Below are 11,309 nucleotides of genomic sequence, written 5' to 3' on the forward strand. Positions count from 1 at the left end.
GGCGTCAACCGGCCTTGGCCATGCAGCGCTTGTAGCGCTCATCCACGCGTTTGGCGAACCACGCCGTGGTCAGCTTGCGGGTGATTTTCGGGCTCTGCAAAACGATCCCCGGCAACACCGCGCGTGGCAAGGTCTTGCCTTCAGCCTTCTCGGCCAGTTCGAACACGCGCTGGTAGAGTTTGGTTTCTTCGAATTCCAGGGTCTTACCCTTCTCCAGTTGATCGCGAATGGTCGGGTTGCGCATGCCCAGCGACTTGCCGAGGGTGCGCACCGCCAGTTCGGTGGTGCCAGGCATGATCGAGTCGTAGCGAATCAAGTCGCCATCCAGCGCCAGCGGGATGCCCGAAGCTCGGCTGACGGCGTTCTGGAACGCGGCATTGCGGCTGGCGTACCAGCCGGCATTGAAGTCGGCGAAGCGGTACAGCGGCTCGCGGTAACTCACCGGGTAGCCAAGTAAATGGGCGATGCCGAAGTACATGCCGCCACGGCGGGTGAACACTTCGTGGCGGATCGTGCCGTCTACCGGGTACGGATACTCCTTGGCGTGCTGCTCGGCGAATTCGATGCTGACCTGCATCGGTCCGGCGGTGTGTACCGGGTTGAAGCCGTCGAACAAGGTGCGGCCCATCGGCACTCTGCCGATGAAGTCGTCAAAAATGGCGCTGAGTTCTTTTTCACTGCGTGCCGCGTTCAGGCGTTCGCTGTAGGTCTTGCCGTTGGTGGAGCGCACTTGCAGAGCGCCACTGACCAACAGACTGGGAATATGCACTTTGGCGGCACGACGGTCGATTTCGTCGCGGGCGATCTTGCCCAGGCCCGGCACCGTGGGGTCGGCCTGGAAGGTGGATTCCTGCTCGGCCACGGCCAGCACCGAACATAGATTCTGCGTGGTTGGGCTGATGTTCTGCGCGGCGAACGCGGCGTAGATGTCGGTGGCCCAGCCTTGACGGTCGGGCACTTTGGCCGGCATCAGCCGCACTATTTCGGCTTTCACTTCGGCGGGTGCGCGCGGAACAGGCTCCTGACTGCGCTGGCCGGCGCAACCGGCGAGCACCAGCAGCGCGGCGAGGGTAACGAGTAATCGAGGGGTGTGCATGGCGCTCCTTGGCGTGCATTGAGACGGGTTCACCATACGATCAAAAGTGTGACGCAGGCTAGGACTGTGACCTTTGTGGTGAGGGGATTTATCCCCGATAGACTGCGCAGCAGCCCTCGAATGTCAAAGCGGCCCGCTCCGCGCGCCATCGGGGATAAATCCCCTCACTACAGGTTTCCATTCGGATCGGGAAATTCAGCAAGATAAACTGATTGCAAAACGTTACTGCGAACTCCTATCATTTGCGCCTGGAGTCGTATTTGCGCAAGGAGTTCCCCGCGCCGTTCCAATTTTCTCACCGGCCGTACGCCTCCAGGTATCGACATGCCCGCTCCAGCTCGACTCGCCGTCCCGTTTCGCCCGACGCTTCTTGCCCTGCTGTGCTCCCTGACTGTCACCGCTCACGCTGCCGACGAAAACGGCAAGGAGCTGGTGCTCGACAACGTCAACATCAACGCCCAGGCACCGACGCCCAACGCCCTGCCCCCGGTCTATGCCGGTGGTCAGGTCGCCCGTGGTGGTCAGCTCGGCGTGCTCGGCAATCAGGACATGATGGACGTGCCGTTCAGCGCCGCGTCGTACACCGAACAGCTGATTCAGGACCAGCAAGCGGAAAACGTTGCCGACGTGTTGCTCAATGATTCGTCGGTGCGTCAGGCCTCGGGCTTCTCCAACCAGGCGCAGGTGTTCATGATCCGCGGCTTGCCGCTCAACGGCGACGACATTTCCTATAACGGCCTGTACGGCGTGCTGCCGCGGCAGATCATTTCCACTGACGCCCTGGAGCGCGTGGAAGTGTTCAAAGGTCCCAACGCTTTCATCAACGGCGTGACCCCGACCGGCTCCGGCATCGGTGGCGGCGTCAACCTGCAGCCCAAGCGTGCCGGCGACGAGCCGCTGCGCCGCTACACCACCGATATCAACAGCGAAGGTCGCATCGGTCAGCACTTCGATATCGGCCAGCGTTTCGGCGAAGACAACCGCTTCGGCGCGCGGATCAACCTGTCCCAGCGCGAAGGCGACACCGGCATCGATCACGAAAACCAGCGCTCGAAACTGTTCAGCATCGGCCTCGATTATCGCGGTGACGCGCTGCGTATTTCCGGCGACTTCGCCTATCAGAAGGAACGCGTCAACGGTGGCCGCAACTCGGTCAACCTCGGCACCGCCACGCACATTCCGGACGCGCCGTCGGCAGACACCAATTACGCGCCGAAGTGGGGTTACACCGACATCGAAGACACCTTCGGCATGCTCCGCGCCGAATACGACCTGAACGACAACTGGACCGCGTACGTCGCCGGCGGCGCCAAGCACACCCGCGAAGTCGGGCGTTACAATTCGACCACGCTGGTGGGCAACAACGGCGCCTCCTACACCACCGGCTCGTTCATCCCCCACGATGAGGACAACACCAGCCTGATGGCCGGCCTGAACGGCAAGTTCAACACCGGCGCCGTCAGCCACAAGCTCAATTTCGGCCTCAGCGGTCTGTGGGCCGAACAGCGCAGTGCCTATGATTTCGACCTGACCAAGTACGCCAACAACATCTACCACCCGGTGGAAACGCCGTCGCCGGTCGGCAATTTTTCCGGCGGCGATCTCAATGACCCGGGCATCGTCGGCAAGACATTCAACCGCAGCCTCGCGCTTTCCGACACCCTGGGTTTCTTCGATGATCGCCTGCTGCTCACCGCCGGCCTGCGTCGTCAGCAACTGGTGGTGCAAGGCTACAACTACGCCAGTTACGGCAGCGGCAGCCGCAAGTCGAGCTACGACGAATCGATCACCACGCCGGTCTACGGCATCGTGTTCAAGCCGTGGGAACACGTGTCGTTCTACGCCAACCACATCGAAGGCCTGGCCCAGGGGCCGACCTCGCCAACCAGCACCGGCGGCTTGCGCGTGACCAACGGCAACGAAGTCTACGCACCGGCCCGCTCCAAGCAGACCGAGGCCGGGGTCAAGGTCGACATGGGCACCTACGGCGCGAGCTTGGGCGTGTATCGCATCGAGCAGCCGAGCGACGGTTACTGCGAAATCAACAGCGCCACCACCTGCACCTACGTGCGTGAAGGCGAGCAGATCAACAAAGGCGTAGAGATGAACGTGTTCGGCGAGCCGATCAACGGCCTGCGCCTGATCAGCGGCCTAACGCTGATGGACACCGAACTGCGCAACACCCAGAACGGCGCCAACGACGGCAACCGTGCCATCGGCGTGCCGAGCTTCCAGTTCAACGCCGGCGCCGATTGGGATGTACCGGGCCTGCAAGGCGTGGCGCTGAATGCGCGGATGCTGCGCACCGGTGGCCAATATGCCGACGCCGCCAACAACCTCAGCCTGCCGACCTGGAATCGCTTCGACGCCGGTGTGCGTTATGCGTTCAAGGTCTCGCAGAAAGACGTGACCCTGCGTCTGGGCGTGGAAAACCTGGCCAACAAGAAATACTGGGAGTCGGCTCAAGGCGGTTATCTGACCCAGGGTGAGCCGCGGGTGGCGAAGTTGTCGGGCACTATCGATTTTTAAAGCTGAGAAGCCCTCACCCTCAAAAGCCCCTCACCCTAGCCCTCTCCCGTAGGGAGAGGGGACTGACCGCGGTGTTCTTTCGAGTCACGCCGACGTGTGCCACCGAGTCGAACTAAGGTTTTGAAAGGCACCCAAATCGGCTCCCTTTCCCCCTCGCCCCCTTTGGGGGAGAGGGCTGGGGTGAGGGGGCAAATTTCACTGTCACCAAATCTCCTGCCAAACACCCGAAAAAAGGCCCCACAGCCCCACCGCTGCGGGGCCTTTTTCCGTCTGACCGATCAACTGGCTACCCTTTCCATCTGATCCATACTTGCTGCACAGCCAACGGAGGACAGGCCCATGAACCGCAGCGACGTACTGATCATCGGTGCCGGCCCGACCGGTCTGGTGCTGGCCCTGTGGCTGAGCAAACTGGGCGTGCGCGTGCGTATCATCGACAAGACCTCCGCGCCCGGCACCACCTCACGAGCACTGGCGGTGCAGGCGCGCACGCTGGAGTTGTATCGCCAGCTGGACTTGGCCGACACCGTGGTGCGCAACGGCCACAAGGTCGCGGCGGCGAATTTCTGGGTCAAGGGCAAACCGGTCGCGCAGTTGCCGTTGCAGCGCATCGGCGAAGGCCTGACGCCCTACTCGTTCATCGAAATCTTTCCCCAGGATCAGCACGAACGGCTCCTGCTCGAACGCCTCGAAGACTACGACGTAGTGGTTGAGCGCAACACCGAACTGGAGAGTTTCGAAGAAACCGGCGACGGCCTCAGCGCGCATCTGCGCTTACCGGACGGGCAGCAGGAAATCTGTCAGGCGTGCTTTCTGGCAGGCTGCGACGGCGCGCGCTCGGTGGTGCGAAAAACCCTCGACACCGGGTTCCCGGGCGGCACCTATCAGCAGATTTTCTACGTGGCGGATGTGCAGGCCAGCGGCCCGGCGCTGAATGGCGAGCTGCACCTGGATCTGGACGAAGCGGATTTTCTCGCGGTGTTCCCGCTGGCCGGTGAAGGCCGTGCCCGACTGATCGGCACCGTGCGTGACGAACGTGCCGACCGCGCCGAAACCCTGCAATTTGCCGACGTCAGCAGCCGCGCCATCGAGCACCTGAAAGTTCACATCGACGAGGTCAACTGGTTCTCCACCTACCGCGTGCATCACCGCGTGGCCGAGCACTTTCGCAGCGGTCGGGCGTTTCTCCTCGGCGACGCCGCGCATGTGCACAGCCCTGCCGGCGGCCAGGGCATGAACACCGGCATTGGCGATGCGATCAACCTGGCCTGGAAACTCGCCGCCGTGCTCAACGGCAGTGCCACGGCGAAGCTGCTCGACACTTACGAAACCGAGCGCATCGCCTTCGCCCGGCGGCTGGTGTCGACCACCGACAAGGTGTTCAGTTTCGTCACCGCCGAAGGGCGCATCGCCGATCTGCTGCGTACGCGCCTGGCCCCGTTTCTGATCCCGAAAATGGCCACGTTCGAGGCCAGCCGCGAATTCCTTTTTCGCACCGTCTCACAGGTCACCCTCAACTACCGCGGCATGCCGCTGAGCCAGGGCACGGCCGGCCACGTCCACGGCGGCGACCGCTTGCCGTGGGCGCATGATGGTGAGGGGGATAACTATGAACCGCTGCGCCAGCCTTGCTGGCAGGTGCACGTATACGGCGACACCAGCGACGAAATGATTGCCTGGTGCAATGAACACCATCTGCCGCTGCACGTGTTCGACTGGCGGCCGGCGTTTGACACGGCGGGGTTGGGGCGTAACGGGTTTTATCTGCTGCGCCCGGATACCTATGTCGCGATTGCCGATAACAGTGCGGATCCGAAGGTAATCGAGCGGTATTTCAGGGATCACGGCATCCGCCCCTACTTCCACTGCCCCTGACCCTACACAGTCCCAATGTGGGAGCGGGCTTGCTCGCGAAGGCGTCGTGTCAGTCAACCTATTCGTTGCTAATACACCGCATTCGCGAGCAAGCCCGCTCCCACAGGGGGTTGTGCGGTATTCGTCAGATCCCGGCCAGCGCCAGATCCATCGCAAAGTAGGTGAAGATCAGGTCCGCCCCCGCGCGCTTGATCGCGCCCAGGCTTTCGCGCACCACGCGATCCTCGTCGATTGCACCGGCCTGCGCGCCGAACTTGATCATCGCGTATTCGCCGCTGACCTGATACGCCGACAGCGGCAGGTTCGAGGCTTCACGAATGTCGCGGATGATGTCGAGATACGCACCGGCCGGTTTGACCATCAGCGCATCAGCGCCTTCCTGCTCGTCGAGCAGCGATTCGCGCAGGGCTTCGCGGCGGTTCATCGGGTTCATCTGATAACTTTTGCGATCACCCTTCAGCGCGCTGCCGCCGGCCTCGCGGAACGGGCCGTACAGCGCCGAGGCGAATTTGGTCGAGTAGGCCATGATCGGAATCTGGGTGAAACCTGCGTCATCCAGCGCGCGGCGAATCGCCCGCACCTGACCGTCCATCGCCGCCGACGGGGCAATCACGTCAGCGCCGGAACGCGCCGCGGCCACCGCCTGTTTGCCAAGGTTGATCAGGGTCTGGTCGTTGTCGACTTCGTGGTTGTGCATCACGCCGCAGTGGCCGTGATCGGTGTATTCGCAGAAGCAGGTGTCGGACATCACGATCATTTCCGGCACCGCGTCCTTGGCAATCCGCGACATGCGCGAAACCAGGCCGTTTTCGCGCCAGGTGTCGCTGCCGTTGGCGTCCAGATGATGGGACACGCCAAAGGTCATCACCGACTTGATGCCGGCACGGGCATAGCGCTCGATTTCGCTGGCCAGCTTGCGCTCGGGAATGCGCATCACCCCGGGCATGCTCTTGATCGGCACGAAGTCGTCGATCTCTTCTTCGACGAAAATCGGCAGCACCAGATCATTCAGGCTGAACTCGGTTTCCTGGAACAGACTGCGCAGGCTCGCATTGCGGCGCAGACGGCGGGGACGTGCTTCGGGGAACTGGCTGGACATGGGGCTTTCCTGAAATCGGAAGATGAGACGAAAGTCGTAGGGGGCGAAGCTTATGCCTTCGGTGGGCGCAGGTACAAACCTGGATCAATCAACAGTGAGTTACCGAGGACGCAATAATCTGCGGGCGTCATCACTATTCCTGTGGGAGCGGGCTTGCTCGCGAAGGAGGTGTATCAGAAAAAACGTGTTGACTGACACGACGCCTTCGCGAGCAAGCCCGCTCCCACAGGGTTATGTGTGGCCTCAGGAAGGAATGGTCAACCCGCGCACCACAGCCGGGCGAGCCAGAAAGCGCTCCAGCACCCGGGTCACGTTCGGGAAGTTGCTGATGCCCACTAGATCCCCCGCCTCATAGAACCCGATCAGGTTACGCACCCACGGAAACGTGGCGATGTCGGCGATGGTGTAGCGCTCGCCCATGATCCAGTCGCGACCTTCCAGACGTTTGTCGAGCACGCTGAGCAGGCGTCTGCTCTCCTCGACATAGCGATCACGCGGACGCTTGTCCTCGTAGTCCTTGCCGGCGAATTTGTTGAAGAAGCCGAGCTGGCCGAACATCGGGCCGATACCGCCCATCTGGAACATCAGCCACTGAATCGTCTCGTAACGCAGCGCACCTTCCTGGGCGAGCAACTGGCCGCTCTTGTCGGCGAGATAGATCAGGATTGCGCCGGATTCGAACAGCGGCAGCGGCTGGTCTTGCGGGCCGTGGGGGTCGAGGATCGCCGGAATCTTGTTGTTGGGGTTCAGCGACAGAAATTCCGGGGACATCTGGTCTTGCGTGTCGAAACCCACGCGGTGCGGCTCGTAGGGCAGGCCGATCTCTTCGAGCATGATCGAGACCTTGACGCCGTTGGGGGTCGGCAGGGAATAGAGTTGAATCCAGTCGGGGTACTGCGCCGGCCATTTCTGGGTGATGGGGAACGCGGACAGATCGGTCATGGGAAACATCCAGTCACATGGAAAGCGCTGATCATAATCCAGGAACCGTAACATTCTGCAGCTAGTGTGCAGAAGCCAGGATCGAACCAAGCGGCCTCAGTGGACTCTGAGCTATGTCTTTGCAAGGGAAGTACGACACGACATGGACAACACCCGGTGCTGGGAGCCCGCGGTGTAAGGGTTGGTCAGCCCCAACCGAATTTGCTGAAGAATCCTATATTCAATGACGAACCTCATGAGTTTCGCCAAACGCTTCAAACATCGCGCCTATGTGGCCCTGCCCTCCCTGCTGGCAGTCAGTGCGCTGACCTTGTCGCTCGAATCGAGCCAGATTCGCGCGCAACCGGTGGACGGTACGCAGACGCTGATCTTCCTGCGCCACGCGGAAAAACCCGAGGGCGGTCTCGGCCAGCTCAACTGTCAGGGCCTGAACCGGGCGATCGAGCTGTCGACCCTGCTGCCGGAAAAATTCGGCAAGGCCGATTACGTGTTCGCCGCCAACCCGACGCGCAATGTCGAGGAAGGCGAACTGGACAATTCCTACAGCTACATCCGTCCGTTGATGACCATCAGCCCCGCTGCGATCAAGCTCGGCCTGCCGGTGAACATCGAGTTCTCCGCCAACGACACCAGTGACCTGGCGCGCGAGCTGACCGAGGACAAGTACCACAACGCGACGATCTACACCGCATGGTCGCACGGCTATTTGCCGGAACTGATCAACAAGGTTGCCGGCAAGGCCGTCGGCGAAAAGCAGACCATCACCGACGACTGGGCGTCGGGCGATTTCGATTCGCTGTACGTGCTGACCCTGACCTGGCACAACGGCAAGGCCAGTTTGCAGAGCCACAGCTACAAGCAGGGGCTGGATAACGGCAAGGCGACCTGTCCGACTTGAGTTTTGCGCTGCCTGTACCGGCCTCTTCGCGAGCAAGCCCGCTCCCACAGGGGATCTGCGCCAGGCAGAAATTTCTGCCCAGTGGAGACCCAATGTGGGAGCGGGCTTGCTCGCGAAGAGGCCCGCAAGAGCACCCTCAAACCCGCTGATTCAGCCGCTCACGCAGATACTCCAGCACCGCCCCGCGCTCCCCGGCAAACTCGATCCGCCCGCCCTTCTTCTCACGCTGAAACGCATACATCGGGTCGTAATACTCGCGCAGCAACACGCTGATCCAGTCACGGAACTGCTCGACCGAACCGCTGCGCGCCTGCTCGGCCAAGGCCTCTTCCATCTGCAGGAACATCCGCTGATGGCGTTCGCCGCCCAGCCGGCGCTGGATATTGTTCAAACTCGCAATCAATCGCTCGGCATACAGCGCAAAGCCCTGCTCGCCATGCACCGCGACAAACTCGGCGTGCAGGTTGATCACGTAATCCTGCAGAATCCGCTCGACCCGCTGCTCCAGGCTGTCTTCGAGCCAGACCATCGGCGCCACTTGCATGCCTCGGTACAGCGGCAATGGCAAGGCACAACTGCCGACTACCCGGCTCTCGTCTTCCAGCACAAACTGCTGGATCCCGCCGGCGCGTTTTTTCAGCACATCAACGGCCAGACGGTTTTCAAAATCGATGTTGGTCGGTTGGCCGGTGGCGCGCTTGCCGAAACTCGAACCCCGATGATTGGCGTGGCCTTCCAGATCCAGACCATTACTCAACTGCACCAACAGTTCGGTCTTGCCGGTGCCGGTCATGCCGCCCAGCAGCACCATATCGCACTCGGCCACGGCCTGATCGATCGTCTCCAGCAGGAACGTACGCATCGCCTTATAGCCACCGCCGACACGCGGGTAATCGATGCCGCCCTGCTCCTTGATCCATTGCTGGACGATCTGCGAACGCAAGCCGCCGCGAAAGCAATACAGATAGCCGTCGGGGTGTGCCCGGGCAAACTCGACCCAGCCTTGAATGCGCTGCTCCCGCACTTCGGCAGACACCAGCCGCTCACCCAGGGCGATGGCGGCTTGTTGCCCATGCTGCTTGTAGCAGGTGCCCACCTGCTCGCGCTCGCGGTCGTTCATCAGCGGCAGGTTGACCACGCCCGGAAACGCGCCGTGGGCAAACTCGATCGGCGCACGGGCATCCATCATCGGCCGGTCGTTGAGGAAAATATCGCGGTAATCGGTGCAGTCGCGTGACATCAGTTCACCTCGACTGCGTGGGTCTGTCGCTCGACCAGCTCGCCGATCGGCGCCAGGTTCAGGCCCAGTTCGGCAGCCACGGCGAGGAATTCGGCGTTGCCTTCCGGTGTAACTGCAATCAACAGACCGCCGCTGGTCTGCGGGTCGCACAGCACGCGCTTGTGCAACTCCTGCAGACGGCCGAGCTTGCTCGAATAGCTGTCAAAGTTACGCAAGGTGCCACCGGGCACACAGCCCTGTTCGAGGTAGTACTCGACGCTGTCCAGACGCGGCACGTGGTTGTAGCCGATACGTGCGGTCAGGTGGCTGCCGTCGGCCATTTCCACCAGATGCCCGAGCAGGCCGAAACCGGTAACGTCGGTCATCGCGGTGACGCCGGCCAGTTTGCCAAAACGGCTGCCGGGTTTGTTCAGGGTGCACATCCAGTCACGGGCCACGCCAATGTCGCTGGAACGCAATTTGCCTTTCTTCTCGGCGGTGGTGAGGATGCCGATGCCCAACGGCTTGGTCAGGTACAGCAGGCAACCGGCGGTGGCGGTGTCGTTGCGCTTCATGTGGCGCTTTTCCACCAGACCGGTCACGGCCAGGCCGAAAATCGGCTCCGGCGCATCGATCGAATGCCCACCGGCTAGCGGAATGCCGGCGGCGTCACACACCGCGCGCCCGCCGCGAATCACTTCCCGCGCCACTTCCGGCGCCAGCACATTCACCGGCCAGCCGAGGATCGCAATCGCCATCAACGGATCGCCGCCCATCGCATAGATGTCGCTGATCGCGTTGGTCGCGGCGATACGGCCGAAGTCGAACGGATCGTCGACAATCGGCATGAAGAAGTCGGTGGTCGACACCACACCGCGCTCGGCGTCGATCTCGTACACCGCCGCATCATCACGCGAGGCATTGCCGACCCACAGTTTCGGGTCAAGGTTCTGCGCACCGCTGCCGGCCAGAATCACTTCCAGCACCTGCGGGGAAATCTTGCAGCCACAACCGGCACCGTGGCTGTATTGGGTCAGGCGAATCGGCTCGCTCATGGGAGAGTCTCTGGCAGTTGATGGGGCGGATTCTAGCAGAGCGCGGGCCGGCTGATTTTTGCGCTGAATGTCACGGCCCCTTCGCGAGCAAGCCCGCTCCCACAGGGGATCGCTGTCATCCACAAATCCTGTGTTCACTGAAGATCCAGTGTGGGAGCGGGCTTGCTCGCGAAAGCTATCGACGGGTCACCACGATTCACGGCCGGGCACAAAAGGTGCCCTGATGAAAAACCAACTGCCACTGCTCACCCTGCCGCCGCCATACCGAACTGCGCAGACTGTCCGCCGGCACCCGCTGGCCGCCAGCTACGGTATGGCAGTGATACGTCACCAGAGCCGAATCTTCCGACAATTGCTTGAGCGTGAACTGACTGACGGTACATTGTGCGAACACTTGCTGCGGTAATGCTTCCAGTACATCGGATTTATTCCAGATGCCGCCGCTGGCGCCGAATTCGACAAAGTCGTCCGCGATCAGTCGCGCCAGTTCAGCGGCATCCTCGCGCACGGCGCGCGACAGCAGGCGGTTTTCCAGATGTAACAAATGCTTCGACAGATCCATCTCGTTCCCACCTCAGTGCATAAATCACTCGCCA

9 protein-coding genes are annotated in these 11,309 nt (G+C 61.8%); 3 read left to right on the plus strand and 6 right to left on the minus strand.

Going from position 1 to position 11,309, the window contains the following annotated elements; all coding sequences use genetic code 11:
* Positions 1-4: 4 nt before the first annotated feature.
* On the minus strand, positions 5-1,096 hold the full coding sequence (locus KCG87_RS13340; RefSeq protein WP_210557559.1) for a DUF1615 domain-containing protein: 1,092 nt from the start codon (positions 1,094-1,096) through the stop codon (positions 5-7).
* Between the two features lie 324 nt (positions 1,097-1,420).
* Here KCG87_RS13340 and KCG87_RS13345 point away from each other — a divergent pair, with 324 nt between their 5' ends.
* Together KCG87_RS13345 and KCG87_RS13350 are read left to right on the plus strand one after the other, a co-directional pair.
* On the plus strand, positions 1,421-3,625 hold the full coding sequence (locus KCG87_RS13345; protein ID WP_210557558.1) for a TonB-dependent siderophore receptor: 2,205 nt from the start codon (positions 1,421-1,423) through the stop codon (positions 3,623-3,625).
* Between the two features lie 339 nt (positions 3,626-3,964).
* Positions 3,965-5,500 carry an FAD-dependent oxidoreductase gene (locus tag KCG87_RS13350; RefSeq protein WP_210557556.1) on the plus strand — a complete coding sequence of 512 codons (1,536 nt, stop codon included), beginning with the start codon at positions 3,965-3,967 and terminating at the stop codon, positions 5,498-5,500.
* Between the two features lie 124 nt (positions 5,501-5,624).
* Here the strand turns inward: KCG87_RS13350 and hemB are convergent, their stop codons facing one another.
* Both hemB and KCG87_RS13360 read right to left on the minus strand, forming a co-directional pair.
* Positions 5,625-6,599, minus strand: coding sequence for a porphobilinogen synthase (gene hemB, locus KCG87_RS13355; RefSeq protein ID WP_210557551.1), 975 nt, complete (start codon positions 6,597-6,599; stop codon positions 5,625-5,627).
* Positions 6,600-6,842: 243 nt separating this feature from the next.
* The gene (locus KCG87_RS13360) at positions 6,843-7,541 is read right to left on the minus strand and encodes a glutathione binding-like protein (protein ID WP_096797390.1); all 699 of its coding nucleotides are present in this window, start codon (positions 7,539-7,541) and stop codon (positions 6,843-6,845) included.
* 223 nt (positions 7,542-7,764) lie between these two features.
* Here KCG87_RS13360 and KCG87_RS13365 point away from each other — a divergent pair, with 223 nt between their 5' ends.
* A complete protein-coding gene (locus tag KCG87_RS13365; protein WP_150369724.1) occupies positions 7,765-8,439 on the plus strand; it encodes a histidine phosphatase family protein in 675 nt (224 codons plus the stop codon).
* A 136-nt stretch (positions 8,440-8,575) separates the two neighbouring features.
* Here the strand turns inward: KCG87_RS13365 and mnmH are convergent, their stop codons facing one another.
* From mnmH to KCG87_RS13380, 3 genes are all read right to left on the minus strand, one after another.
* Positions 8,576-9,679, minus strand: coding sequence for a tRNA 2-selenouridine(34) synthase MnmH (gene mnmH / locus KCG87_RS13370; protein WP_210557549.1), 1,104 nt, complete (start codon positions 9,677-9,679; stop codon positions 8,576-8,578).
* On the minus strand, positions 9,679-10,713 hold the full coding sequence (gene selD, locus KCG87_RS13375; RefSeq protein ID WP_096797393.1) for a selenide, water dikinase SelD: 1,035 nt from the start codon (positions 10,711-10,713) through the stop codon (positions 9,679-9,681). The genes mnmH and selD overlap by 1 nt, the downstream gene beginning before the upstream one ends.
* Before the next feature lie 196 nt (positions 10,714-10,909).
* On the minus strand, positions 10,910-11,275 hold the full coding sequence (locus tag KCG87_RS13380; RefSeq protein WP_210557547.1) for a DUF4440 domain-containing protein: 366 nt from the start codon (positions 11,273-11,275) through the stop codon (positions 10,910-10,912).
* Positions 11,276-11,309: the final 34 nt, after the last annotated feature.

Source organism: Pseudomonas sp. MWU347 (genome assembly GCF_017947305.1).
Classification (GTDB): Bacteria; Pseudomonadota; Gammaproteobacteria; order Pseudomonadales; family Pseudomonadaceae; genus Aquipseudomonas; species Aquipseudomonas putida_A.